General features: G+C 38.8%; 27 protein-coding genes. 21 read left to right on the plus strand and 6 right to left on the minus strand.

What is annotated here, in order from left to right; all coding sequences use genetic code 11:
* Positions 1-116: 116 nt before the first annotated feature.
* Together BMW39_RS11230 and BMW39_RS11235 are read right to left on the minus strand one after the other, a co-directional pair.
* Positions 117-1,322 carry a metallophosphoesterase gene (locus BMW39_RS11230; protein ID WP_034975425.1) on the minus strand — a complete coding sequence of 402 codons (1,206 nt, stop codon included), beginning with the start codon at positions 1,320-1,322 and terminating at the stop codon, positions 117-119.
* A 78-nt stretch (positions 1,323-1,400) separates the two neighbouring features.
* Entirely contained in the window at positions 1,401-2,480 is a 1,080-nt protein-coding gene (locus BMW39_RS11235) for a 3-oxoacyl-ACP synthase III family protein (protein ID WP_034975427.1), read from the minus strand.
* A 178-nt stretch (positions 2,481-2,658) separates the two neighbouring features.
* On the opposite strand from BMW39_RS11235, the gene BMW39_RS11240 reads away from it, so the two are divergent.
* Positions 2,659-3,255 carry an IMPACT family protein gene (locus BMW39_RS11240; RefSeq protein ID WP_034975429.1) on the plus strand — a complete coding sequence of 199 codons (597 nt, stop codon included), beginning with the start codon at positions 2,659-2,661 and terminating at the stop codon, positions 3,253-3,255.
* A gap of 3 nt (positions 3,256-3,258) precedes the next feature.
* Here BMW39_RS11240 and BMW39_RS11245 read toward each other — a convergent pair whose 3' ends face one another.
* Positions 3,259-3,966: a zinc metallopeptidase gene (locus BMW39_RS11245; RefSeq protein ID WP_034975432.1), complete on the minus strand. Its 708-nt coding sequence runs from the start codon at positions 3,964-3,966 to the stop codon at positions 3,259-3,261.
* Between the two features lie 111 nt (positions 3,967-4,077).
* On the opposite strand from BMW39_RS11245, the gene BMW39_RS11250 reads away from it, so the two are divergent.
* The 19 genes from BMW39_RS11250 to BMW39_RS11340 all read left to right on the plus strand — a co-directional run bounded on the left by BMW39_RS11250 (position 4,078) and on the right by BMW39_RS11340 (position 23,218).
* Positions 4,078-5,205, plus strand: a complete 1,128-nt coding sequence (locus BMW39_RS11250) for a GNAT family N-acetyltransferase (protein WP_034975435.1) — start codon at positions 4,078-4,080, stop codon at positions 5,203-5,205.
* Positions 5,206-5,300: 95 nt separating this feature from the next.
* Entirely contained in the window at positions 5,301-5,486 is a 186-nt protein-coding gene (locus BMW39_RS11255; RefSeq protein ID WP_034975438.1) for a hypothetical protein, read from the plus strand.
* A 119-nt stretch (positions 5,487-5,605) separates the two neighbouring features.
* Positions 5,606-5,977, plus strand: coding sequence for an NADH-quinone oxidoreductase subunit A (locus tag BMW39_RS11260; protein WP_034975442.1), 372 nt, complete (start codon positions 5,606-5,608; stop codon positions 5,975-5,977).
* A 68-nt stretch (positions 5,978-6,045) separates the two neighbouring features.
* The gene (locus BMW39_RS11265; protein WP_034975445.1) at positions 6,046-6,606 is read left to right on the plus strand and encodes an NADH-quinone oxidoreductase subunit B; all 561 of its coding nucleotides are present in this window, start codon (positions 6,046-6,048) and stop codon (positions 6,604-6,606) included.
* 5 nt (positions 6,607-6,611) lie between these two features.
* Entirely contained in the window at positions 6,612-7,106 is a 495-nt protein-coding gene (locus BMW39_RS11270; RefSeq protein WP_034975448.1) for an NADH-quinone oxidoreductase subunit C, read from the plus strand.
* Between the two features lie 75 nt (positions 7,107-7,181).
* Entirely contained in the window at positions 7,182-8,405 is a 1,224-nt protein-coding gene (locus BMW39_RS11275) for an NADH-quinone oxidoreductase subunit D (protein WP_034967044.1), read from the plus strand.
* Between the two features lie 115 nt (positions 8,406-8,520).
* Positions 8,521-9,030 carry an NADH-quinone oxidoreductase subunit NuoE family protein gene (locus BMW39_RS11280; RefSeq protein ID WP_034975451.1) on the plus strand — a complete coding sequence of 170 codons (510 nt, stop codon included), beginning with the start codon at positions 8,521-8,523 and terminating at the stop codon, positions 9,028-9,030.
* A 78-nt stretch (positions 9,031-9,108) separates the two neighbouring features.
* Positions 9,109-10,461, plus strand: a complete 1,353-nt coding sequence (nuoF, locus tag BMW39_RS11285) for an NADH-quinone oxidoreductase subunit NuoF (protein ID WP_034975454.1) — start codon at positions 9,109-9,111, stop codon at positions 10,459-10,461.
* A gap of 124 nt (positions 10,462-10,585) precedes the next feature.
* Positions 10,586-11,458: a hypothetical protein gene (locus tag BMW39_RS11290; protein WP_051879915.1), complete on the plus strand. Its 873-nt coding sequence runs from the start codon at positions 10,586-10,588 to the stop codon at positions 11,456-11,458.
* A 95-nt stretch (positions 11,459-11,553) separates the two neighbouring features.
* On the plus strand, positions 11,554-12,582 hold the full coding sequence (locus tag BMW39_RS11295) for a 2Fe-2S iron-sulfur cluster-binding protein (RefSeq protein ID WP_034975457.1): 1,029 nt from the start codon (positions 11,554-11,556) through the stop codon (positions 12,580-12,582).
* A gap of 41 nt (positions 12,583-12,623) precedes the next feature.
* On the plus strand, positions 12,624-13,688 hold the full coding sequence (gene nuoH, locus BMW39_RS11300) for an NADH-quinone oxidoreductase subunit NuoH (RefSeq protein ID WP_034975461.1): 1,065 nt from the start codon (positions 12,624-12,626) through the stop codon (positions 13,686-13,688).
* Between the two features lie 129 nt (positions 13,689-13,817).
* Positions 13,818-14,375: a NuoI/complex I 23 kDa subunit family protein gene (locus tag BMW39_RS11305; protein WP_034975464.1), complete on the plus strand. Its 558-nt coding sequence runs from the start codon at positions 13,818-13,820 to the stop codon at positions 14,373-14,375.
* Positions 14,375-14,872 (plus strand): NADH-quinone oxidoreductase subunit J family protein, encoded by a 498-nt coding sequence (locus BMW39_RS11310; protein ID WP_034975466.1) that lies wholly within the window; start codon positions 14,375-14,377, stop codon positions 14,870-14,872. Before BMW39_RS11305 ends, BMW39_RS11310 begins: the two co-directional genes overlap by 1 nt.
* Positions 14,873-14,876: 4 nt before the next feature.
* Entirely contained in the window at positions 14,877-15,209 is a 333-nt protein-coding gene (gene nuoK / locus BMW39_RS11315; RefSeq protein ID WP_034975469.1) for an NADH-quinone oxidoreductase subunit NuoK, read from the plus strand.
* Positions 15,210-15,217: 8 nt separating this feature from the next.
* The gene (gene nuoL / locus BMW39_RS11320; RefSeq protein ID WP_034975472.1) at positions 15,218-17,131 is read left to right on the plus strand and encodes an NADH-quinone oxidoreductase subunit L; all 1,914 of its coding nucleotides are present in this window, start codon (positions 15,218-15,220) and stop codon (positions 17,129-17,131) included.
* Between the two features lie 7 nt (positions 17,132-17,138).
* On the plus strand, positions 17,139-18,632 hold the full coding sequence (locus tag BMW39_RS11325) for a complex I subunit 4 family protein (RefSeq protein WP_034975475.1): 1,494 nt from the start codon (positions 17,139-17,141) through the stop codon (positions 18,630-18,632).
* 86 nt (positions 18,633-18,718) lie between these two features.
* Entirely contained in the window at positions 18,719-20,101 is a 1,383-nt protein-coding gene (locus tag BMW39_RS11330) for an NADH-quinone oxidoreductase subunit N (protein ID WP_034975478.1), read from the plus strand.
* A gap of 356 nt (positions 20,102-20,457) precedes the next feature.
* Positions 20,458-21,306 (plus strand): prolyl oligopeptidase family serine peptidase, encoded by an 849-nt coding sequence (locus BMW39_RS11335; RefSeq protein ID WP_034975481.1) that lies wholly within the window; start codon positions 20,458-20,460, stop codon positions 21,304-21,306.
* A 58-nt stretch (positions 21,307-21,364) separates the two neighbouring features.
* The gene (locus tag BMW39_RS11340) at positions 21,365-23,218 is read left to right on the plus strand and encodes a CocE/NonD family hydrolase (RefSeq protein WP_034975484.1); all 1,854 of its coding nucleotides are present in this window, start codon (positions 21,365-21,367) and stop codon (positions 23,216-23,218) included.
* Between the two features lie 37 nt (positions 23,219-23,255).
* Here the strand turns inward: BMW39_RS11340 and BMW39_RS11345 are convergent, their stop codons facing one another.
* Positions 23,256-24,248, minus strand: coding sequence for an LLM class flavin-dependent oxidoreductase (locus BMW39_RS11345; protein WP_034975486.1), 993 nt, complete (start codon positions 24,246-24,248; stop codon positions 23,256-23,258).
* Between the two features lie 152 nt (positions 24,249-24,400).
* Between BMW39_RS11345 and aqpZ the strand changes: the two genes are divergently transcribed.
* Entirely contained in the window at positions 24,401-25,114 is a 714-nt protein-coding gene (aqpZ, locus tag BMW39_RS11350) for an aquaporin Z (RefSeq protein WP_034975488.1), read from the plus strand.
* A 49-nt stretch (positions 25,115-25,163) separates the two neighbouring features.
* Here aqpZ and BMW39_RS11355 read toward each other — a convergent pair whose 3' ends face one another.
* Positions 25,164-25,712 carry a hypothetical protein gene (locus BMW39_RS11355; protein WP_245750480.1) on the minus strand — a complete coding sequence of 183 codons (549 nt, stop codon included), beginning with the start codon at positions 25,710-25,712 and terminating at the stop codon, positions 25,164-25,166.
* A gap of 9 nt (positions 25,713-25,721) precedes the next feature.
* Positions 25,722-26,441, minus strand: a complete 720-nt coding sequence (locus BMW39_RS11360) for a DUF5715 family protein (protein WP_221406034.1) — start codon at positions 26,439-26,441, stop codon at positions 25,722-25,724.
* Positions 26,442-26,465 lie beyond the last annotated feature (24 nt).

The raw sequence follows: 26,465 nt of genomic DNA on the forward strand, positions 1-26,465 counted from the left end.
GATAAAGTAAGATCCGCTTATAGGAACGGTATAGCGACCGTATAGAAACGACATATAAAAGCCTGTTATCATTTTTGTGATAAACAGGCTTTATTTTTATTAAAACATCAAATTAATTAACTCAGCTCAAACACAGTGATCTCTGGTAAAACACCTACTCTACCAGGATAACCTATCACCCCGAAACCACGGTTGACATAGAGGTATTTCCCTTCGCTTTCGTAGAGATCCGCCCACTTTGGATACTTGTACTTCACAGGTGACCATTTGAAGTTTTTGAGGTCGATTCCGAACTGCATGCCGTGTGTGTGTCCAGAGATTGTCAGTTGAACGTTTTTAGGATGGTTTTTGACAATCGCATCGAAATGTGAAGGATCGTGTGACATCAGGATTTTCGCAGCGTCTGCAGGCACATTTTGGGTCGCCTTGTCCAGATCTCCAAATTGTGGAAATGGCGCAATTCCCCAGTTCTCTACTCCCAGAATGTATAGTTTTTCTCCGTTTTTCTCAATGACCCTATGTTCGTTACGAAGCATTTCGAAGCCTGCTTGTTTCTCGTATTCAATCAATTGAGGGATGTTTAGAGCTTTTTCTTCCTTGGTTTTAAAGTCGCCATAGTCACCATAATCGTGATTTCCAAGAACTGCAAACTTCCCATCTCTGCTTTTGATCTGTGAAAACAAATCTATGAAAGGCACGAACTCATCTGCATAATTATTCACCATATCTCCAGTAAATAATATCAAATCAGCATCTTGCTTATTGATCAGATCAATGGCGTGTTGCAAATGTTTTGGATTTTGGAAACTTCCACTGTGTACATCGGAAATTTGGACGATCTTATAACCTTTGAAAGCTGCAGGTAAGTTTTTAAGTTTCAATCTGACAACTCTCGCTCTGTGACGGTATTTCCCGAACACAATGCCATCCAAAACCAGTCCAGCAATAACGGCAGCAGAACCCAAACCAACCAAACTCACGAACTTTCTCCTGGATGGATAATCGTGGTTTTCTGTCGCCACATAATGGTATCCAAAATTGAACAACCTGAAAATATCTTCCACCAAAAGAAATAAGGCAACCAGAATTTTTGGCAAAACAAAGATCAAAATAGTTGAAAACACGATTTGAAACCTCAGATATTCGTGCGAAGCTCTGTTGAAAGTGAAAACGGAATAAAGTAAAAACCCGTACATAAGAACCGTCGGAATCCAATAGATGAATTTTGCATTCTGACTGGAATAAACAGTTTTAAAGGCCTGATAAACATAAACTTCCAGCACCAGAAAAATACCGAGAAGAAATAAAATATTCTTTTGCATACTCATATTTTGAAAAAACAAAAAGGAATAAAAATTTATTCCTTTTATAATTATAAACGTTTAAGTTTCGATTTTACTTTAAAGTTTCCCTTCTGGGAATTTGTAGATCACACAATTGATGTTCATTCCTGCTCCAACGGACGTGAAAAGAATGTGAGAACCTGGAATGAATTCCTGGCCTTCCATTTTCCCTTTTCTGATAAGATCAAACAAGGTTGGAACTGTTGCCACAGACGAATTCCCAAATTCCTGGATCGTCATCGGAGAGATCGCGTGGTCATAATCCTTTTGTCCATACAACTTGAAAAGTCTGCCGATCATCGCATAATCCATTTTTGCATTGGCTTGGTGGATCAATATTTTTGTAATGTCCGAAATATCAAGGCCTGCTTTTTCAATGGTTTTCTTGATCGCATCTGGAACGTTTTTCAAGGCATATTCGTAGATCTTACGGCCTTTCATTTGGATATATTGTCTTGCTTCTTTGGATTCAAGATTCAGACTTGGTCCATTTGCAAGATAATTAAGTTCCTCACCATTGTCACAAAGCGTACTATCCGCCAAAACACCGACGGTATTATCTTCTGTTGCCGTCACTACAACTGCACCAGCGCCATCTGCGAAGATCATTTTATTTCTGTCGAATTCGTCCGTTACTCGGCTCAACGTTTCACCGCCGACGACAAGGATCGTCTTTGCCTTTTTAGCTTTGATCAATGTATCTGCAAGGATCAAAGACTCTACCCAGCCTGGACAACCGAATATCATGTCATAATTGACACAAGATCTGTTCTTGATATCCAATTTGTTCTTCAATCTAGCTGATAGCGAAGGCATAAAATTAGGAATTCCATCCACATCTACTTCCCCAAAATTGGTCGCGTAGATGATATAATCGATCTCCTCTTTATCAATACCAGCATCTTCGATCGCCTCCAAAGAAGCTCTGAGACCAAGGTCCGAATTGAAATCCTCAGGATTTAAATATCGTCTTCTTTCGATCTCTGTGATGTCCACAAACTTCTGAATGATCTCGTCCGTCGGTTTCTCAATCAGTTGATTATTATCATCATAGAAAACAGAATCCTTGAAATGTGAACCTTCTATTATGTTTTCCGGAATGTAACATCCGGAGCCAATGATCAGTGTATTAGGCATTGATATTAATAAATTTTAATATGCAAAATTACATAAAAATTAATAGTTGGAATTTTTATTTTATTAAATTTTAGGACTCTTGTAATTAATCAATTGTAAATGTGAAGTATAGACGATCAATTCCGCTTTTCCGACTTGATATTTGAATTTTTTATGATAGAATTTCTATTTTTGAAAAATGTTTGAATTCCAAACCATAGATAAAGCAATCGAGGACGTTCTGATGAGGGAAAAAGGAAGCAAATTCATAGGTTTTGCTTATCCTGTCGATTCTGAATCTGAAGTCAAGTCGAGACTTAATCACCTTCAAAGCATTCATCCGAAAGCCACACATCATTGTTACGCGTACAGATTAGGAATCAATGGAGAAAATTACCGCGCCAATGACGATGGCGAACCATCTGGAAGCGCAGGCCTGCCAATCTACAATCAACTTTTAGCGCATCAAATCACGAATGTTCTGGTCGTAGTTATCAGATATTACGGTGGCACAAAATTGGGTGTTGGCGGATTGGTAAAAGCTTACAAAGAATCTGCGAAATTTACTTTAGAAGAAGCCAAAATCATCACAAAAGAATTAGAGTCTAAAATTGAATTGAAGTTCAAATTCTCTCAACAAAATCTGATTTTCACCTTGCTAAATAAATATGATGCAAAAATCATCTCCTTCGAAGCTGAGGATATTTGTACCATTGAGGCCAACTTCAAAACCTCAAAAAAAGAAAGCATCTCAGACGAGTTGTCCGAGATGCTTTTGGAATTTAATATTTCATAACTTTTATCTTCGACTTCCCAGCAACATCGATGCAAAATAAAGTAGTTGTGCTAATGAACCCAAAGCTGCAACAACATAAGTTCTTGCTGCCCACTTTAGTGAATCCTCTGCGCCTGCATACTCTTCTCGAGAAACGGTTCCTGTAGTTTCCAGCCATTTCAAAGCGCGATTGCTCGCATCATATTCAACCGGCAAAGTGATGAACGCAAATAGCGTTGTAATGGCAAATAAAATCACTCCAATTGCCAAAACGGTCGTATTCCCATTCGGATTATCAATGCTTCTTGTACCAGCCATAATCGCAATACCAGCAATCAAAACAAACTGTAATAGATTTGAGCTAATGTTCACAATCGGAACCATTTTGGACCGCAATTGTAACATAGAATAGCCAACAGCGTGCTGCACAGCGTGACCACATTCGTGAGCCGCAACCGCAGCAGCAGCGGCATTTCTCTGCATATAAACCGCTTCGGAAAGATTAACAGTTTTGGTTTCAGGATTGTAATGGTCGGTCAATTGTCCTGGAACGGAAACGACCTGAACATCATTAATCCCATTATCTCTCAGCATTTTTTCGGCGATTTCTTTTCCGGAAAGTCCATTTCTGAGGTGAACTTTGGAATAATGCTCGAATTTGGATTTCAATCTTGATGAAACAATCCAACTCAGCAGCATAGAAATCCCAATAATTAAATAGTAACCAGTCATTATATTTTCAATTTACATTAAAATAAATTACATCTTTTGATGTAAAAATCGTACCAAAGCCTTGCTTTTTTTTCCTTAAAAACTATCTTTGTCTAATCTATAAACAAGAATATGGGAAAAATCAGTATAAAGCAAGTAGTTACGGAAAAAGACCAAATGGATTTCATCAAATTCCCGATGGAACTGTACAAAAACAACCCGAATTACGTTCCGCCATTGATTAATGAAGAAAGAAATATCTGGAAAAAGGAAGAAAATCCCGCGCTAAATTATTCTGAAGCGAAGCAGTTTTTAGCTTATAAAAATGATAAAATCGTTGGCAGAATTGCTGTTTTGATTAATAAAAAAGAAGAGAAAGAACTTGGTATCAAAAAAGTGAGATTCGGCTGGCTGGATTTCATCGATGATGCAGAAGTTTCCAAAGCTTTGATTGATATCGCCATTAATTTTGCAAAGGAAAATCAAATCGATAAGATTGAAGGTCCAATGGGATTTACGAACTTGGACAAGGCTGGAATGTTGACTTTCGGGTTTGATAAATTGGCAACGATGATTGGACTTTACAACAATGAATATTACCCAAAACATTTGGAAAATCTTGGACTTGTAAAAGAAAAAGAATGGGTAGAATTTGAACTGCAATTTCCAGAAATATTGCCAGAAAAAGTGGAGAAATTCAGTTCATTGATTGCTCAGAAATATAAGCTGAGAACTTTAAAATTCAATCATAAAAAAGAGATTTTGCCTTACGTAGAATCGATGTTCAAATTGTTGGATGAGACTTACAAACACCTTTCCACTTACACACCGATTTCTGACGAGCAAATCAAAACTTACAAAGAGAAATATTTTGGTTTTATAGACAAGGATTACATAACCTGCGTGGCGGACGAGAATAATCAATTGGTAGCGTTTGCGATTACGATGCCTTCCTATTCAAAAGCGCTTCAAAAATCAAACGGAAAACTTTTCCCATTTGGCTGGTGGCACTTTTTACAGGCTGGAAAGAAAAATGAGCGCGCTAATTTCTATTTGATAGGAATCCATCCAGAATATCAACGAAGAGGTGTGACGTCAATGATTTTCAAAGCAATCCAAATGAACCTTAAAAATAAAGGCATCAAATATCTGGAAACCAATCCAGAATTGGAGGAAAACAAGAGCGTACAGGTTCTTTGGCAAGATTATCACCCAGTGCATCACAAGAGTAGAAGAACTTATTCACTACAACTAAAATAATTGATAAGTGATAGTTGATAAATGATTTATCAAACAATTGTTTAGCAAAATATAAATTTGAGAAAGTGCATTAATCTTTTAAAAATCAATTCCCATTGAAAAAGCAACTATACATCTACGTTGGTCTGATTATCCTGTTTGTGGCTTATAATTTCTACAAACCTATTAAAGACGACAGAATGGACACAGCCATCAACATTCTGTTTGCCAGTGTGTTGTTTCTCTACATCGCTTATATTGCTTATCTCGTTCTGAAGCGGATAGGCAAAAAAGACAAATAGATTCTTATTTATAACTGTTCTAAATTTACTAAAACAGACTTTTCTCTTGTTTACATAAGCCTCATAATTTACTATATTAAATCTTTATTTAGTATTTTTGCATAGTTAAATTTGACCTTATGAATTTACCCGAAAATTATATCCCAATACTAATTCAGGCCGCAGTCGGTCTTGGATTCGTAGCTATTTCTTTGTTAGGTGCTCATTTCCTGGGTCCTCAGCAGAAGAAAGGGAATTCTGTAAAAAACCAAGCTTGGGAATGTGGTATTCCTAGTGAAGGTAACGCTAGAACACCATTCTCCATCAAATATTTCTTGACTGCAGTTTTGTTCGTATTATTCGATATCGAGATTGTATTCTTTTACCCGTACGCGGTCAACTTTAGAGAGTTTGGAATGGAAGGCTTTGTTGCCGTACTTACATTTGTTGCAATTTTCTTTGTCGCTTTTTTCTACGTTTGGAAAAGAGGCGCTTTGGATTGGGACAAATAAATTAAATTAATTACGTTTTGGATTTAAAATTGAATCAATTAAAGTCTAAAATTTAAAATCTAGAAAAAATGTCAGATAATAAACCAGTAATAAAAACAGATGCGCCCGCTCCTCCAGGATTTGAAGGAGAAGGATTTTTCGCAACCAACTTGAGCAGTGTGATTGGGATGGCAAGAAAGTTTTCACTTTGGCCTCTACCTTTCGCGACATCTTGTTGTGGAATCGAATTTATGGCGACATTGAATCCAACTTACGATGCGTCAAGATTTGGGATGGAAAGAAACTCTTTCTCTCCAAGACAGGCAGATATGTTGATGGTTTGTGGAACGATTGCTAAGAAATTAGGTCCCGTTTTGAAAGAAGTTTACACCCAAATGGCTGAGCCAAAATGGGTAGTTGCTGTTGGCGCTTGTGCTTCCAGCGGTGGTATTTTTGATACTTATTCGGTTCTTCAGGGAATTGATAAAATCATTCCGGTTGACGTTTACGTTCCAGGATGTCCGCCAAGACCGGAACAAATCATTGAAGGTGTAATGCAGGTGCAGGCTTTGGCAGAAAGCGAAAGCATCAGAAGAAGAGATATGCCTGAATATCAGCATTTATTGGATTCTTACAATATTAGTAACTAAGGAAGATGACGAACGAATTTGTATTAGAAGCAATCACGAGAGAATTTCCTGAGTCTGTGATTTCAAGTTCAGAACCTTACGGAATGCTGACGGTTGAAATCAAGAAAGACGATATCAAAAAGGTGATTCATTATTTGAAAGATTCAACTTTAGAAATTAATTTTTTGACGGACGTTTGCGGGATTCATTATCCTGAAACACCTGAGAAGGAAATCGGCGTTATCTATCACTTGCATAATATGATGACCAATTTCAGAATTCGTCTCAAAGTTTTTATGACGAGAGAAAACGTTGAAGTTGATTCTTTGACAGAATTATATGCCGGCGCAAACTGGATGGAAAGAGAAACTTTTGATTTCTACGGAATTAAATTCAAAGGCCACCCGGACTTGAGACCAATCCTTAATATGGAAGACCTGGGTTACCATCCAATGCTGAAAGAATATCGCTTGGAAGATGGAACCAGAACAGACAAGAACGATAGTATGTTCGGAAGATAAAATTAATATAAATGATAAATGATGATAGATAAATGATTATCGATTATCACCTATCAATTATCAATTATAAAGAATATGAAAGATAACTCATTATCTAATATACTTAACCAATACGACAGCAAGGAACAAATCGACGGGCAATTATACACCCTGAATCTTGGACCTACGCACCCTGCAACTCACGGGATTTTCCAGAACGTTCTTACAATGGACGGAGAAAGGATTCTTCACGCTGAGCAAACTGTAGGTTATATCCACAGAGCATTCGAAAAAATCTCTGAGAGAAGAAACTTTGCACAAATCACGACACTTACCGATAGAATGAACTACTGCTCTGCCCCCATCAACAATTTGGGTTGGCATATGACAGTTGAGAAATTGCTTGGAATCAAAGTTCCAAAACGTGTCGATTATATGCGTGTGATTTTGATGGAGTTGGCAAGAATTGGTGACCACTTGATTTGCAACGGTGTAACAGGAATGGACGCCGGCGCAATCACAGGATTGACTTATATGTTCATCGAAAGAGAGCGTATTTATGATATGTACGAGCAGATTTGCGGTGCAAGGATGACAACCAATATGGGAAGAATCGGCGGTTTCGAAAGAGACTTCACACCGAAGTTCCACGAGTTGTTGAAAGACTTCTTGAAAACTTTCCCGGCAAGATTTGCAGAATTCGGACAGTTGTTAGAAAGAAACCGAATCTTTATGGACAGAACCATTGGCGCAGGCGCAATCTCAGCAGAGCGTGCTTTGAGCTACGGTTTCACAGGTCCAAACCTACGTGCAACTGGCGTTGATTATGACGTGAGAGTTGCACAGCCTTATTCTTCTTATGAGGATTTCGATTTCATCATTCCGGTTGGAACTGCGGGCGATACTTACGACCGTTTTATGGTTCGTCAGCAGGAGATTTGGGAATCTTTGAAAATCATCAACCAAGCTTACGACAATCTTCCAGAAGGACCATTCCACGCGGATGTTCCGGATTTCTATCTTCCAGAGAAGGCAGATGTTTACAACAAAATGGAAGCCTTGATTTACCATTTCAAAATCGTGATGGGAGAAACGGATGTTCCTAAAGGCGAAGTTTACCACGCTGTAGAAGGTGGAAACGGCGAATTAGGATTCTATCTTGTGAGCGACGGCGGAAGAACGCCTTACAGATTGCACTTCAGAAGACCTTGTTTCATTTATTACCAAGCTTATCCGGAAATGATTACGGGCGCAGTAATATCTGATGCAATCGTGACGATGTGTAGTATGAACATCATTGCGGGAGAATTAGACGCATAATTATTAGACAAATAGATGAAAGATAAAAGACTTTCATTTCAAAAATAAAATTGAATTTAGAATACAGAATTGTGAGTCTTGACTCTTTGTTCTTGGTTCTTTAATCTTAAATAAGATGAGCGAAACAATTGCTTTTAAACCTGAAAGCTTAGCGCAGGTTCATAAAATTATGGCGAGATATCCGGAAGGCAGACAAAAATCTGCGTTGATTCCTGTCTTGCACATTGCACAGAAAGAATTTGATGGTTGGCTGGCTGTTCCAGTGATGGACTATGTTGCAGAATTATTGAGTATCACGCCGATTGAAGTATATGAAGTTGCGACTTTCTATACAATGTTCAATATGAAGCCGGTGGGGAAATATGTTTTGGAAGTCTGCAGGACCGGACCTTGTATGCTGAACGGAAGTGATAATATTCTCGACCACATCAGAACAAAATTAAATATTAAAGACGGCGAAACCACAGCAGATGGACTTTTCACTTTAAAACCTGGAGAATGTCTTGGCGCTTGCGGATATGCACCGATGATGCAGTTGGGTAAATTCTACCACGAACATTTGACCATCGAAAAAGTTGACGAAATCATTGACCTTTGCAGACAAGGCGCCATCGATTTAGGTTAAGAATAAATTTAAATTAATTAAAAAAGGCGTACAGCAAATAGCCAAAAGCTAAAAGCCATTCGCTAAAAGCATATAACAATGAGTAAAAAACTTTTACTTAAAAACGCACATATAGAAGGCATTCGCTACTACGAAACTTACCGCAAACACGGTGGTTACGAGTCGGCAGAAAAAGCCTTTAAAATGAAACCTGAAGAAATCCTGGAGGAAGTGAAAATCTCCGGACTTCGTGGTCGTGGTGGCGCTGGTTTCCCAACGGGACTTAAATGGAGTTTCCTTGCAAAACCAGAAGGCGTTCCAAGACACTTGGTCGTAAATGCCGACGAGTCTGAACCGGGAACTTTCAAAGACAGATATTTGATGGAGTTTCTTCCTCATTTACTAATTGAAGGAATGTTGATTTCATCTTTTGTTTTAGGGTCCAATGTTTCATACATCTACATCAGAGGAGAATATTCTTGGATTCCGGATATTTTGGAAGAGGCAATCGAAGAAGCGAAAGCAGCAGGTTTTCTTGGAAAAAATATCTTAGGAAGTGGTTTCGATTGCGAGATTTATGTTCAAAGAGGTGGCGGCGCCTACATCTGTGGCGAAGAAACTGCTTTGCTAGAATCTCTTGAAGGCAAAAGAGGAAACCCAAGACTGAAACCACCTTTCCCAGCGGTAAAAGGACTTTGGGAAAGACCAACCGTTGTAAACAACGTAGAATCTATCGCCGCTGTTGTTCCTATTATCGAAATTTCTGGCGCTGAATATGCAAAAATCGGTGTTGGAAAATCAACTGGGACCAAATTGATTTCGGCTTGTGGAAACATCAACAAACCAGGCGTTTACGAAATTGATATGACCATTACGGTTGAGGAATTTATTTATTCTGATGAATATTGTGGTGGCATCCCGAACGGTAAAAAGCTGAAAGCTTGTATTCCTGGTGGAAGTTCTGTTCCAATCGTTCCTGCAAACTTATTACTGAAAACCATCAATGGTGAACCAAGATATATGAACTACGAATCCCTTGCTGACGGTGGTTTTGCTACCGGAACGATGATGGGTTCAGGTGGATTTATTGTTTTGGACGAAGACCAGTGTGTGGTAAATCATACAATGACATTAGCAAGATTCTACAACCACGAGAGTTGTGGACAATGTACACCTTGCCGTGAAGGAACAGGTTGGATGTACAAAATATTGAAAAAAATAGAAAAAGGGGAAGGCAAAATGGAAGACATCGATTTACTTTGGGACATCCAGAGAAAAATTGAAGGTAATACCATTTGTCCTTTGGGAGATGCTGCTGCCTGGCCGGTTGCCGCTGCTATCAGACACTTCAGAGATGAGTTTGAATGGCACGTGAACAACCCAGAGTTGAGCCAAACCCAAAATTATGGAATTGCAAATTATGCAGACCCGATTCCAGCAGTAGCCAAATAAAAAAACACAAAGAACAAACTTTCAAAAAACAGATTAATAATGCTTTACCAGCATATCAGAGTTTATAGTGCGAAGCACAAGAGAAGCGTTCTTAAAAAATGGATATCGGTATCCAAATAGAATAATGAAGAAGATATTAAATGCTTTTTTTGTAACTATCATAGGATTAAATCTTATAGTAGGACAGAAAATAAAAAAAGATTCTTTGATTGAAAGTGGTTCTGTTGACTTGCTTCCAATTAATAAATCAACATTCACTAAAGGAACAATGTTCGGCTTTTGGGGATGGAACAGAGCGGGATTCAGCGATTCTGATATTCGATTCAAGGGGAATGGTTATGGTTTTACGCTTCAAAATGTAAAAGCACACGATAGACCTTCGGAATTGACTTGGGATTACATCAATCCAGGACAGATTTCCAAACCTCAGTTCAATTTCAGATTTGGATATTTTTTCAAAGATGATCTGGCTTTGGTCGTTGGAACAGATCATATGAAATACGTCATGGATCAGGACCAAACGGCAAAGTTTAACGGAAACATCTCAGACCCGACTTATGCAGCGATGGTTCAGAATGGCCAAGTAGATTTAAGTAGCGCTGAGTTTCTTACCTTTGAGCACACGGACGGACTAAACTACGTGAACGCTGGGATTGAGAAATATAAAAATATATTATCAAGAAAGAACTTTGATATCCACTGGGCTTACGGAGCCGGCGCAGGTGTTCTTTTTCCAAAAAGCAATGTGAAACTTTTTGGAAATGAAAGAAGTGACAGATTTCACGTGGCTGGATTTGGATTGGACGCAAGAGCCAACATCAATCTTGTTTTCTGGAATCATTGGATGGCAAGAATAGAAGGAAAATTTGGTTACATCAATATGCCAGATATCAAAACTACACTTAACAATAAACCTGATAAAGCCAGTCAGGACTTCGTATTCTACCAAGTTAATTTTGGAATCGGATACGTTTTTAATAGAAAATTAAAGAACTAAAATATACATCAAGTTATATTTTAAATATAAATAGAATTGACAAAGATCTAGGACAAAGATTTAATCTAAAATCCGAAAATCTAAAACCTTGAAATATGAGCGAAGAAGTCAAAAAATTTAAAGTTACCATAGACGGACAAACGACTGAAGTTTTGCCTGGTACTTCTATTTTGGAAGCTGCAAGACAAATCGGTGGTAAATCTGTTCCGCCAGCTATGTGTTATTATAGTAAATTGGAATCCAGTGGAGGCCGATGCAGAACGTGTTTGGTAGAAGTATCAAAAGGTTCTGAAGCAGACCCGAGACCAATGCCAAAGTTAGTCGCAAGTTGCAGAACTGGCGTGATGGACGGAATGGAAGTGAAAAACCTTAGTTCTGAAAAAGCACAGGAAGGTAGAAAGGCGGTGACCGAATTCCTTTTGGTCAATCACCCTTTGGATTGCCCGGTTTGTGATCAGGCGGGAGAATGTCATCTTCAGGATCTTGGTTACGAACACGGAAACCTTGAGACCAGAACTGAGTTCGAAAGAAATACCTATGATGCAGACGACATCGGTCCAAACATCAAATTGAATATGAACCGTTGCATCCTTTGCGCAAGATGTGTATTGGCAGCGAATCAACTAACGGAGAAAAGAGAGCACGGAATCCTTTACAGAGGAGACCACGCAGAGATCTCTACAATGTTGAACAAAGCTCTGGACAACGATTTCATCGGAAACGTGATCGATGTTTGTCCAGTTGGAGCTTTGACAGACAGAACAGCGAGATTCACCAGCAGAGTTTGGTTCACAAAACCTTACAACGCAACTTGTTCTTGTACAAAATGTAGCGGAAAAGCGGTCGTTTGGATGAAAGGTGATGAAGTGGTGAGAGTAACGGCTAGAAAAGACCAATATGGTGAAGTTGAAGAATGGATCTGTGACGAGTGTCGTTTCCACAAAAAAGACACTGCCCTTTGGAACATCGAAGGACCAAGACACATCGACAGACATTCTGTGATCTCTCTAAATCATTATGAGAAAAAAACAGAAAGCTACAATGTTTTAGAAAATTTTGAAGCCAAAGAAATTGGTGTTTCAGACGAAAAAGAAATTGAAAAATTAGATAATGAGACGATTTGATATTGAGAATTTCTCAAGAATCAAAACTCAAATAAATTGATATGGAATTACTGACTTTTAAAATCATATTGGTACTTGCTCTATTCCTTCTGGCGCTTACAATCGCTGCCTACTCTACTTGGGCAGAGCGAAAAGTGGCGGCAATTATGCAGGACAGAATCGGACCAAACAGATCGGGACCTTTCGGATTGTTGCAACCGTTGGCAGATGGTGGTAAATTTTTCTTCAAAGAGGATTTTACGCCACAACACGCTGAGAAATTCCTATTTATATTAGGACCTTCTTTGGTGATGTTTATTTCATTGATCACTGGCGCAGTGATTCCTTGGGGAAAAACATTGAACATTGGCGGAACTTCTTTTGATCTTCAAGTTGCAAATATCGATGTTGGCGTTTTGTTCATTATCGGAATGGCTTCCATCGGTGTTTACGGAATTATGATCGGAGGTTGGGCTTCGAATAATAAATATTCATTGCTTGGCGCGATCAGAGCTTCTTCTCAAATGATCTCTTACGAGTTGGCAATGGGATTGTCTTTGTTGTCAATCATTATGATGACAGGAAGTCTTGACCTTAAAATGATCTCTGAAGTACAGGCAACTGGAAAAATCTGGGGATTCATTCCTGCTATTTCCGGGATCAACTGGAATATTCTTTATCAACCTTTGGCTTTCTTAATATTTTTTGTTGCAGCTTTGGCAGAGACCAACCGTCACCCTTTCGATCTACCAGAATGTGAATCTGAATTGGTAACAGGCTACTCTACCGAATACTCATCAATGAAATTAGGATTGTATATGTTTGGGGAATACGTGAATATGTTCATTTCAAATGCATTCATCGTAGTTCTATTCTTCGGAGGTTACAACTATCCTGGAATTGATTGGGTAACTCAGAACTGGGGAGAAAATGCAGCTGGAATCTTGAGTATCGTCGCTTTCCTAACTAAAACAATCGTGGGAATCCTGATCTTTATGTGGATCAGATGGACACTTCCAAGATTTAGATATGACCAATTGATGCATCTTGGATGGAAAACTTTGATTCCATTGGCATTGGTAAATCTGATGATAACGGGTGCTGTGATTTTGGCATTTGGAAATTAATAGGTTGGAAGTCTGAAGACTGATGTGAAAATATAGAAAAATTTGAAAATGAGCTGATGCGAAAATGCGACGACGGAATTAACTTCCATCTCCCAGCTTCCATCTTCTAACATTTAATTATAAAAAATAATGAAACTTACTAACAGATCAAAAGTTGTTTCGAACAAAGAAATGACCTTTTCTGAGAAGATCTACCTTCCGGCGATTTTCAAGGGAATGGGGATCACTTTGAAGCACGCTGTGAGAACCGTTGTAAAACGCGCTCCAAACGTATATTCTTATCCTGAGGTTCAAAAACCAAGAGCAGAAATCTGGAGAGGCCAACACGTTTTGAAAAGAGACGAGGAAGGGAGAGAAAGATGTACAGCTTGTGGACTTTGTGCAGTGGCTTGTCCTGCAGAAGCGATCACAATGACAGCTGGCGAAAGAACCAAGGAAGAAAAACACCTTTACAGAGAAGAAAAATATGCTGAAATCTACGAGATCAATATGCTTAGATGCATCTTCTGCGGAATGTGTGAAGAGGCTTGTCCTAAATCTGCAATCTACTTAACAGATAGATTGGTGGATGTGGAACAAAACAGAAATTCTTTCATCTACGGAAAAGACAAACTGGTTGAGAAAATCAATGCAAGGATTGACATCACAGAAAGACAATCTGAGAAACAAAAAAATGCAGTAAAATAATGGATCAGATTTTATTTTTTATCGTAGCGTTTTTAGCCATCGCAAGTGCAGTTTACTTTGTATTTGCAAAAAATCCAATGTACGCAATCCTTTCACTCATCGTGACGATGTTTTCCATCGCGGGAATGTACATTCTTCTTAATGCTCAGTTTCTTGGTATCGTTCAGATCATCGTTTATACAGGTGCGATCATGGTATTGTTCCTTTATATCTTAATGATGTTGAACCTTAATAAAGAAGACGAAAGCAAGAAAGACAACCTTCCGAAGTTCATCGGGATCTTCTCAGTTTGTATTTTATTTGTTGGAATGCTAGGTGCTTACAAAGGACTTAGCGGAAAAACAGTAGCAGAAGGCAACATCGATTATTCTGTAGGATTGACAAAAAATCTTGGAAGATTATTGTTTAACGAATATGTATTGCCATTCGAATTGGCTTCTATCCTTATTTTAGCAGGGATTGTAGGTGCTGTTCTTATCGGTAAAAAAGATTTATAAGATTATGGGAGGAGACGTAAATACATTTATACAGCAAGTGCCTTTGGAATATTTCATTATGCTGTGCACACTTCTGTTTTGTCTTGGTGTTTTAGGAGTTTTGCTTCGTAAAAATGCCATCGTAATATTAGGATGTGTAGAATTGATGCTTAATTCCGTAAATCTTTTACTGGCAGCATTTTCAGCTTACAGTGGCGATGGCAACGGTCAGCTTTTGGTATTCTTCATTATGGTGGTTGCCGCTGCGGAAGTAGCTGTAGGACTAGCAATTATCGCTATGATGTACAGAAATACAAAATCTGTGGACGTGAGTATTTTTAATAAATTAAGAGGATAATAAAAGGAATGGAAAATTTAGTTTACGCGATCGTACTTTTACCTTTAATTGGATTCATCATCAACGGACTTTTCGGGAAAAACCTTCCGAAGATGGTTGTTGGAGGATTGGCAACATTGGTAGTTTTCGCTTCGTTTGTTATCACAGCAAGTATATTTTTTGGATTCAAAAATGATAGCGCACCTGTTATCATCAAAGCTTTCGAATGGTTTAGAGTTAATGGTATTCAGGTTAATTTTGGATTCCAAGTTGATCAGTTATCCTTAATGATGGTGATGATCATCACAGGAATCGGTTCATTGATCCACCTCTATTCTATTGGCTACATGAGCCACGACAAAGGATTCTATAAGTTTTTCACTTACCTGAATCTCTTCATTTTCTCGATGTTGCTTTTGGTTTTAGGAAGCAATTATCTGATCTTGTTTATCGGTTGGGAAGGTGTTGGACTTTGTTCTTATTTACTAATTGGATTCTGGTACACCAACGAAGAATATGGAAAAGCAGCAAGAAAAGCTTTCATTATGAACCGTATCGGTGACCTTGGATTATTGATCGGAATCTTTGCCATTGCAGCAAACGTGAACGCTATAGATTATCTTTCTGTAGCTCAAAACGCTTCAAGCTTTGAATTGGATGGAACAGTGATCATCTTTATCACTGCAAGTTTATTCATTGGAGCGACAGGGAAATCTGCTCAGGTGCCTTTGTACACTTGGTTGCCAGACGCGATGGCTGGACCAACACCAGTTTCTGCATTGATCCACGCTGCGACGATGGTAACAGCTGGTATCTATTTGGTTGTAAGATCTAACTTCTTGTTTGTTCTTGCGCCAACAGTTCAGGACGGAATTTTATTGATTGGATTCTTGACTGCAGCATTGGCTGGTTTCTACGCACTTCGTCAAAACGATATCAAAAAAGTACTGGCATATTCTACAGTTTCTCAACTTGGATTTATGTTCATCGCTTTAGGTTTGGGTGCTTATTCTACAGCAATGTTCCACGTGATGACGCACGCTTTCTTCAAAGCTTTGTTGTTCTTAGGTGCAGGTTCCGTAATCCACGCGATGAGCAACGAACAGGATATGCGTTTTATGGGAGGCTTGAAAAAATATATTCCAATCACCCACATCACATTCCTGATCGGAACTTTGGCAATCTCAGGATTTCCATTATTATCAGGGATGATCTCCAAAGACGAAATTTTGGTGGCAGCTTACGCTAAAAATCCAATTTATTGGGTGATGTTATTCATCTTGGCGGCCATCACAGCAACTTATATGTTCAGATTGTACTATTTGACTTTCCACGGCGAATTCAGAGGGACAGAAGATCAAAAGCACCATTTGCACGAGAGTCCTGCAAATATGACTTTGCCATTGATTGTTTTGGCTGTCCTTTCAGTAGTTGGAGGTTTTATCAATCTTCCTCACTTTATCGGTCACGGTAATTATGCTAAATTAATGGAATGGCTGAAACCTGTGTTGACGGAAGAAAGTTTCAAACAAATGGAAAACACACTTTCGGGGGTTCAATTCAACACAGAAATGATCCTTTTGGGAGCAACAATCTTAATGTTTTTCACAGTCTGGTTCTTTGTTAAAAACACTTACGTGAAAAAACAGAAAAGAGCACTTCCGGAAGATCAATATACAGGTTGGGAAAAATTATCAGCTAAGAAATTATTCGTTGATGAGATCTACAACGCCTGCATCGTGAGACCTTTCGAGGAAGCTGGTAAAGCTGCGGCGATGTTTGACAAAGCAGTTCTGGATCCTATCGTGAATTTCATAGGACTTGGCGCAGCAGATTCTGGAAGAGCGGCAAAACGCCTTCAGAACGGAAATGTAGAAAACTATGTGCTGATCATGTCGTTGGCTGTAGGTATCGTATTAATTGTTAACTTTTTATTGAAATAAATAGATAATGTCTTATTTACTATTAACATTATTACTTTTACCTCTTGTAGGTTCGGGTTTACTCTTTTTCTGGAAAAATGTTTCCAGTAAATATATCGCATTGGCCTTTGCCCTTGCACAGATGTTTTTGGCATTTTACATGTTGGGAAGTTTCGATTTCAATCCAACGGTGGATGCGCCATTGCAATACGAGATCACCTATCCTTGGTCCAGCTACATCAAAAGTAGCTTGAATTTCGGGATCGATGGAATGAGTATGCTGATGGTTTTATTGACGAACATCTTGGTTCCATTGATCGTTTTGTCTTCTTACAATGAATCAAAAGGTTACCCAAATTCTTTCTACGCATTAATCTTGTTGATGCAATTCGGATTGTTGGGTGTCTTCACGTCTTTGGATGGATTACTTTTTTACATCTTCTGGGAAGTTACTTTGATCCCGATCTGGTTGATTGCCGGAATCTGGGGACAAGAAGATAAGAGAATCAAATTCACAACTAAATTCTTTGTGTACACATTCGTAGGATCGTTGTTTATGTTAATCGGATTGATCTATGTTTACAACCACGCAGCGTCTTTCGCCTTGACAGATCTTTATAATGCCAACCTTAACATCAACGAGCAGAATGTGATTTTCTGGTTCATCTTCTTTGCATTTGCAGTGAAGTTGCCAGTTTTCCCTTTCCATACTTGGCAGCCTGACACGTACACCTACTCTCCTACTCAAGGATCGATGTTGCTATCAGGAATTATGCTGAAGATGGCTGTTTATGGTGTATTGAGATATCTATTACCAATCACACCATTAGCAATTGGCGGAATTTCCGGCGAAATCGTGATCATACTTTCAGTAATCGGAATTATCTATGGTGCATTGATCGCCATGATCTCTACAGACAGCAAACGATTGATCGCGTTCTCATCTCTTTCCCACGTTGGATTGATTGTCGCAGGTATTTTTGCCTCAGCAGTTGTAACAATGAGAACAGGATTGACTTTCGAAGGTGGACAAGGCGCGATGATCCAGAGTTTTGCTCACGGGATCAACGTTGTAGGATTGTTCTACTGTGCAGATATTCTTTATAAAAGATTCAAAACAAGAGACATCAGAAAAATGGGAGGTCTGGCGAAAGTCGCTCCTAGGTTTGCAATCTTGTTTATGATCATCTTGCTTGGTGCAACAGGAGTTCCATTGACAAATGGTTTCATCGGAGAATTCATCTTGTTGAAATCAGTTTATACCTACAATCATTTGATGGCAGTTTTAGCTGGATTGACAATCATTCTTTGCGCCGCTTATATGTTGAGATTCTACGGAAAAGCAATGTTCGGTAAAGGTGACGATTCAGTTTTGGCCACTACGAAAGATGTAAGCAATGTAGAGTTCACCGTATTGGCAAGTTTATCAGTTTTTGTAATCGTTTTGGGCGTTTATCCTCAACCGGTTATAGAAATGGTGACAAGCTCGATCAGCTTCATTTATTCATCAATGATCAATTAATTTAAAAATTAAAAATTAGCAGATCAAGAAATGGGAAATATTAATTTAAGTCTCATATCTCGTGTCTCGCTTCTCAAATCTATATTATGAGTGTTTTAATAATTTTATTCCTTACGGCTGTTCTTGTATTATTCTCGGGTGTTTTCGAGAAAGGAAAATACGCAAGATATATTGGGATCGCAGGATTGATCGTTGGTCTGTATGTCAGTTTTCTTCCAGAATGCGAGTTTTTCGACCAGTACAAATCGATGTACGAATACGGAAACAACGCCGCTTTGTTTACTAAGATCTCAGTGGTTGTTACGATGCTATTGTTATTTTTAGGAGGCTTTGCATTCAGCAATCACAGAAGTCATCAGTCAGAATTATATGCTTTGATGTTGTTCGCACTTTGTGGTGGCGTTGTATTATTCGGTTTCCAAAACTTGGTAACATTATTCTTAGGAATCGAGATTCTATCCATTCCATTGTACGTAATGGCCGGAGCCGATAAAACAGACCTTAGATCGACAGAAGCTTCTATGAAATATTTTCTTTTAGGTGCATTTGCAACAGGATTCTTGCTATTCGGAGTCGCTTTGGTTTATGGAAGCGCAGGAAGTTTTGATTTGTATGCAATCCACGATTTTGCCATCAACAATCCAAAGAATTTGATGCTGATCATGGGAGCTATCTTGATGCTTTGTGCATTGGCTTTCAAAGTTTCATTGGCACCTTTCCACATGTGGAGTCCGGATGTTTACCAAGGTTCACCTTCTTTGATCACCGCTTTCATGGCGTCAGTGGTTAAAATCTCAGGATTCTTCGCACTATTCAAATTAATGACCATTGCTTTCAACGGCATTGCTGGAGATTGGATCAACGTCCTTGGCGTTTTCATCATCTTGACATTGTTACTTGCAAACGTAATGGGATTGGTTCAGACCAATGCGAAAAGAATGCTCGCCTACTCTTCCGTTTCCCATGCAGGTTACATCGCTTTGATATTCTTCGGCATCAATAATTTCTCAACTTACATTTTAGGATATTACTTGTTCGCTTATTCATTAGCAACTGTGGGTGTTTTCATCAGTTTGCTTTGGGTAGAGAAGATTAAAAAAGAAACCTCATTCACAGCCTTCAACGGATTGGGAAAAAGAGAACCAGTTTTGGCAGTCGTTTCCACAGTTTCTATGTTATCCATGGCTGGGATTCCGTTAACTGCTGGTTTCATCGGGAAATTAGGGATTTTCAACCAAGCGATCAGCGGACATTATGAGTTCCTGGTTTTGATTGCAGTTCTTGGTTCAGCGTTGAGTATCGCTTACTATTTGAGATTGATCATCGCCATGTTCTTCTACAAAGAAGACAACTTCAACACAAAGGAAAGAGCGAGCATCACGTACAACATTGTTTCCGTGGTCATTATTTTAGCTTTGGTTTCAATGGGAATTGTCCCCGATTTATTCGCAAAAATATTCGGATTGTAAATTCACATCCAAAAAACAAATACAAACCTGATTCTAATAGAGTCAGGTTTTTTTATAAATATAACTCAAAACTTTTTCTAAAAACCCACCAACTCTCCAACTCTCAAACTCTCTAACTCTCAAACTCATTCATGGCGCCTATATCCGCGCTCCGTTCCCGCTTTTTTCTGTTATTGCTTTCCACCATTCACCATTGATAGGAAATTTAGTACATCGCAATAACAGAAAAAGAGCTCCACTCAGCTCGGGGCGCGCTTCGCTAATTAGAAACTTGAGTCATCAAAACAAATTATCCAACAAGTTTCAACCATCAAATTACAAAAAAAACTAAATTCGTAATTCCAATCTTCAAGATTATGAATCATATCTTATTATTCTTATTTATAATTTCTCTTTCCGGCTGTTCTCCTTCAAAATTAGATGGAACAAAGCAGCTAGAACTTACTGATGTGAAATACGGAAAATATGAAAGGAACCAAATGGATATTTACTTGCCACCCAACAGAACCGCAAATACTCCATTTGTTATAAACATTCACGGTGGCGCGTGGACAGTGGGTGATAAAAGTTTCGATACTTCTTTCTCAAAATATCTCTTATCAAACGGAATCGCCGTTGCCAACATCAATTATAGATATGCCACTTCAGACACGCATCTTCCCGAATTATTGGATGATGTCGATAACGTTTTCAAATATCTCATTGCACATTCCAAAGAATGGAATACCAGAAGCACCGGTTTTTCAATCACCGGTCAAAGTTCCGGCGCGCACGTTTCGCTGATGTATGCTTACACCAAAACCGATAAGATCAAAGCAATAGTTGACCGCTGCGGACCAACGGATTTTACAGATGCAAGCACACTTTGGCAATTCAGCAATCAGCAATTGTTGGATGCGGTCAACAAGATGTCCGGCAACAAAACGATTTGGAAAGAAGGCGATCCTATTCCGGAACTTTACATCAAATCCAGTCCGGTGAAATCTGTAAAGAATATTCCAATTCTAATCATCCATGGCGATCAGGATCCGGTTGTTCCCATTAAGCAATCTTATAATTTGATTGATGAACTCAAGCAAAAAAACTATCCGCACAAATTATTAATTTTCCGAGGAGCAGACCATTCTCTGGACGCATTGCCTGGTAATTCGGTCAAAAAAATCACATCAACCGCTGAGTGGATCAATAAATATGGGAAAAATTAGCGTCAAAGTAATTTAATTCTCACTATCAAACTTTATCTTTATTCAAATTTTTAAGTCAATGAACAAATTACTTTTTCTGCTCGTTGTTATCACATCCACATTTGGATTTTCGCAAGCAACTTCTGTCGAAGACAACTTCACCAAAAAAGAAGTCTACATCCCAATGCGTGACGGCACAAAACTGTTTACCATCATCTACACACCAAAGGACATTTCGAAAAGCAACAAGTATCCGATGATTATGAACAGAACTTGTTACAGCATTGCACCTTATGGAGAAACGAATTTTAGAAAAAAATTAAGTCCAAACAAATTCATTGAAAATGAAAAATACATCTTCGTTTTCCAAGATGTTCGCGGAAGGTACATGAGCGAAGGCACATTCACCAATATGACACCTCAGGTAGATCACAAAACAAAAAAAGACATCGACGAAAGTACAGATACTTACGACACTGTGGATTGGTTGGTAAAAAATGTACAATACAACAACGGAAAGGTTGGTCAATATGGAACCTCTTATCCTGGATTTTACACCGCAGTGGGAACTTTAGCCAATCATCCGGCTTTGGTAGCATCTTCTCCACAGGCTCCAATCTCTGACTTTTGGTACGACGACTTTCATCACAACGGTGCTTTCCTGATGGGTTACTTCAAAACTTTTCCTGTTTTTGGTGTTAACAAAACCAAGCCTGAAAAAGAATCTTGGTTTGCGGACAAAATGATCAAACCTACGTCAGATGACGGTTATCTTTTCTATAAAAATATGGGAACTTTGAAGGAAGGTGTGGACAAATATTACAAAGACAACTTTTTCATGCAGGAAGTCGTAGAACATCCAAACTACGATGACTTTTGGCAAAAAAGAAATCTGCTGCCACACCTTAAAAACATCGATCATGCGGTGATGACTGTTGGCGGTTGGTTCGATTCCGAAGATCTGCGTGGACCTTTGGAAATCTATAAAACCATCGAAAAATCTAGTCCAAAAGCTAAAAACACAATTGTGATGGGGCCTTTCTCTCACGGCGGCTGGAATTATGATAGCGGAAAGCATTTTCATAATGATATCTATTTCGGAGACAGCATTGCCACTTTCTATCAGAAAAATATTGAGCAGCCTTTCTTCCATCATTATTTGAAAGAAGATTCTAAAACAGCAGCAAAACTTCCAGAAGCTTACATGTTTGACACCGGGAAAAAAGAGTGGAAACAATTTGAAAACTGGCCACCAAAAGAAACTTCAAAGCAAAGTTTTCACTTGAATAGTTCTGGTACACTTTCTTCTACAGGAGAAAATCCGAAAACCTTTGCATCTTACATCTCTGACCCAAACAAACCAGTTTTGAGCAGTGAAAATTACAAGGACATGAATGGTTTTACACCAAAGAATTACATGAGCGAAGATCAGCGTTTTGCAAGCTATAGACCAGATGTTCTTACTTATACAACTGATGTTCTTGAAAACGACCTGTCTTTGGCTGGAGAAATCCTGACCAAACTAAAGATCATCTCTTCTTCCACCGATGCAGATTTTATCGTGAAATTAATCGATGTCTATCCATCAGACGAGAAATCGAATCCGGATAAACCAACTGTCGTTTACGCCAATTACCACCAAATGATAAGAAGTGAGATCATGCCGGCAAGATTCCGCAACAGTTTTGAAAAACCGGAAGCATTGACACCAAGCAAGGTAACGAACGTTGATGTCAAACTGCAGGATGTTTTCCATACCTTTAAGAAAGGACACAGGATTCAAATCCAAGTTCAAAGTACCTGGTTTCCTTTGATGGCTATCAATCCTCAGAAGTTTTTAGAAAATCCTTACAAGGCAACAAAGGATGATTACGAAAAAGCCGATATCAAAGTTTCCAGTGGAAGTACCATAGAATTCGATGTTTTGAAATAAAAAAAAGAAAGCACAAACTTAAGTTTGTGCTTTTCTTTTATAACGATTTAATGACCTCGGAAGCAATCTCGTAAGATCTTTGTTTTTTATCGAAATCATAAATATTTCCTGAAACGATAATCTCATTTGGTCGATAATCTTTCGCAAACTTCGAAAGTTTTTCTTTCAGTGTTTCCTTGTCACCGACAAATGTTTTTGCAGCCATTCTGTTGAGATGCAACGCCACATCATCGCCCATATTTGCTAGATCTGTCTCATCTGGCGGTAACAGTGGTTGTCTCTGATCCGTCAAAATATTAACAAAAACCTGAAAATGCGAAGTCGAAAGATAGTGCGCTTCATCCACAGAATCTGCTGCGATAATATTAATACAAATCATCACGTAAGGCTCATCCAAAAACTCGGAAGGCTGAAAATGTTCTCTGTAGATTTCCAAAGCCACCTCCAACTGCGACGGTGCAAAATGGGCTGCAAATGCATAAGGCAATCCAAGCTTCGCTGCCAAAAAAGCAGAATCAGTCGAGCTTCCTAAGATGTAAAACGGAACATCTGCACCTTCTCCAGGAATTGCTCTTACTTTAGCTTCAGAGTTTTCCTTCGACATATATTTTTGAAGTTCTTTGATATGGAATTCAAAATTGTAATTTGGGCTGAAATTATTTCCTCTCAGCGCACTCGCTGTAAGTCCATCGGTTCCTGGCGCTCTTCCCAAGCCAAGATCGATCCTGCCAGGATACAATCCGTCCAACGTCCCAAACTGCTCTGCTACTGATAGTGTGGAATGATTAGGAAGCATGATCCCACCGGAACCAACTCTTAGAGTTTGCGTCTGCCCAGCAACATGTCCAATCAAGATAGAAGTTGCCGCACTCGCCACATTAGGAAAATTATGATGTTCTGAGAACCAATATCTCGTGAAGCTCAACTTCTCAGCGTGTTGAGCAGATTTCACAGATTTTTGAAATGTTTTATTGATATCGTCACCTTTGACAATCGTCGCAAGGTCTAGAATTGAATATTTGATTGACATAATATGAAAGTTATACAACTGTTTAATTCAAAAAATAAACCATACTAAAATCGTATACTTAATCAGAAATTTTGTCCGTATTTAAGAAACATTTAACAATTGAATGAAAAAATTATTACATTTGCGACAATAAAAAACAAAAAACATTACAAATGGTATCTACAACTTCAAAATTTGTTGCCGAAATGATCGGCACCATGGTTCTTGTATTGATGGGCTGCGGAAGTGCGGTGATTGCAGGAGCTGACGGAACGACAGGCGTTGGCCTTCTAGGAATTTCTTTTGCATTCGGACTCAGTGTGGTCGCTATGGCTTATGCTATTGGTCACATTTCTGGCTGTCACATCAATCCTGCCATTTCTATCGCTATGGTAGCAGCAGGCAGAATGAAAATGGCAGAAGCAGCTTATTACATCGCCGCTCAAATCGTTGGTGCAATCATTGGTGCTGGGATTCTCTATGTTATATTCACCAATCATCCAGGTGCTGAAATGGGACCTTGGGCTTTGGGATCCAATGGCTGGGGAACAGGTTATCTAGCCGAATACAACACTTTGGCAGCTTTTGTGGCTGAATTTGTTTTCACTTTTATCTTTTTGTTGGTGATCCTTGGATCGACTTCTACCAAGAATATCCACGGTGGTTTCGCAGGTTTGGCCATTGGACTTTCATTGGTTCTGATTCACATTGTTGGGATCAAGATCACAGGTGTATCTGTAAATCCGGCGAGAAGTATTGGTCCTGCGATCTTTGCGCAAGGTGCAGCACTTTCTCAAATCTGGCTTTTCGTTGCGGCGCCGGTTTTAGGTGGCGTTTTTGCAGCATTCGTCTATAATCTTTTGATTGAGAAAAAAGAATTAGCATAAATAATTTTCATTCATAAATTAAAAATCCTGTCAAGTCTCTTGGCAGGATTTATTTTTTACTTTTTGCTTCGAAGAAATTTTTGAAGATCAACTCCTCTTTTTTCCCTTTCAACTCGAATTTTTTGAAGAGCAAACTGCGGGCGAGGTTTCTCATAAATTGATCTTTGTCGCAAAGTTTCCAGTACGAATCCGGATGAATTGTTTTCGGTCCACGGATCTTATAAAATGTGGTTTCCCAATTGTCCTCATCGTGGTAAAATTCGATGATGCCGCAGTGGTCCGGAATCATTTTGTGGTCGACCATTCCCATTGGTAGAAGAAAACTGAACGAATTGCAGATGTAGTCGCCGCAACCGATCTTGTCGTGTTTCAGGAATTTTTCGCCAGTTCTTTGGTTGGTATATTTTTTTTTGAAATCGTTTTTGAAATCTGATTTTGATAGTTTGATTTCAATTTCGTGACTGAAACCTTCGGTGCTGATGGACAAAATATCCGCTTCCCAATCGGAGTGGAAAAAATTGGTCAGCACAATTTCCTTATCAAAATCGCAATTGGCATTGATAAAGCTGTGAACGAGTTCTTCTATTTTCAACATCATTATTTTGATCTAATATCTACGAACTGTCACGTGGTAACAGCTTTGTTGTTTTTCCTTGATGTAAAAGATGCGCCCGAGATTTTTATACGATTCCAGGACTTTTTCCAATTCTTTTTCCAGTTTTGTATTGACCTTCAACTTGTGATCAAAACGGACATAGGAAATATCAAAAGAATTTCCATAGTTGTGCGAACTGATCCCCAAAGAGGCATTGGAATTGACTTTTCTCAGTCTGCATTGGTCTTCCAAAGTTCTGGTGACAGAGGAAACCACGAAGAAACTTTTGGTCTCTGTAGCGAATTTGCCCGCCATATTTTCCAAGGTCGTTCTTGCTTTTTTGACCAAATACGGTCGGCTATATTCCAAGGTTTGCAAACGGTAGCCTCTGGATTTCTTCTTGACCTTCACGAATTTTCCTTTCGCAATATAGCGGTCTACAGATTTAGCATTTTCTAAAATATCCACTCCAAAATTCTGTGAAGCTAACAGATGAGCTCTGTACAAAGGTGTGGGTTCAACTTTGAGAACTTGCTTCAGGTCATAACATTTTTGTGATTTGAAAAATGAAAAGCATAATAAAAAAAATATGCAGAGAGAACGTGAATTGAAGGACAAATGTGTTTTGAAAGGGAAAGCCCGCAGCCCGGCTTGAGTGGAAATCCTTTTTTTTGCAAGGGGAAAAGCTTTGGCAAAAAAAGATTGGGAACGGAAGACGGATAAAGCTGCCATAATTTTCATTTTTCTAAGTTTAAA

The sequence above is a fragment of the Epilithonimonas lactis genome (assembly GCF_900110605.1).
Lineage (GTDB): Bacteria > Bacteroidota > Bacteroidia > Flavobacteriales > Weeksellaceae > Epilithonimonas > Epilithonimonas lactis.